Annotated in this window: 1 protein-coding gene; it reads left to right on the forward strand. The window is 45.7% G+C overall.

Annotated features, from left to right (window positions below; genetic code table 11):
- On the forward strand, positions 1 to 591 hold a 591-nt coding region (locus KNQ15_RS16640), incomplete at its 5' end, for a transposase (protein ID WP_214730124.1).
- Between the last annotated feature and the right edge of the window lie 44 nt (positions 592 to 635).

A 635-nucleotide genomic window follows, 5' to 3' on the forward strand; every position in this document is an offset into this window, starting at 1 on the left:
CATATCGTTGCGGATGCCGGCTATGGGAGTCAGGAGAATTATCAGGATATTCTGATGCGCCGAGGGCGCATTCCACTCATCCCTTATACGATGTTCGAAAAAGAAAAGTCTCGAAAATGGCGCAATGATCCATTTAACACAGCAAACTGGTCTTATGATGAAAGGTCGGATCGTTTTGTGTGCCCTAATGGACAGGACGTAACATTCCGTTACATGTCCAAGAGAACAGATCGGTACGGATTCACGCGTGATTTCAAGGTGTATGAAAGCGAAGGGTGTGATGGATGCCTGTTTCGCTCCCGTTGTACCAAGGCCAAAGAGGGTCGTCACCGACAGGTACACATAAACACTTCATGGGAAGAACAAAAAGAACAGATGAAAAAATGGCTTTCAGATCAAAAAACAGGATCCCTCTATGCGAAACGGAAGATAGACGTGGAACCAGTTTTTGGATATCTGAAGGCTAATTTGAGTTTCACTCGCTTTTCTGTGAGAGGAAAAGCGAAGGTGAAGCGTGAGCTCGGCTTCATCCTCATGGCCGTAAATTTAAGAAAATGGCTCATCCAAAGCGTTGCCCGAAGGGCAACTTGACGCGAGACAATGAAAAAAGAAGGAATTGCACATCCTGAGTGATG

Origin of the sequence: Exiguobacterium sp. s168, assembly GCF_018619035.1 — a bacterium.
Lineage (GTDB): Bacteria > Bacillota > Bacilli > Exiguobacteriales > Exiguobacteriaceae > Exiguobacterium_A > Exiguobacterium_A acetylicum.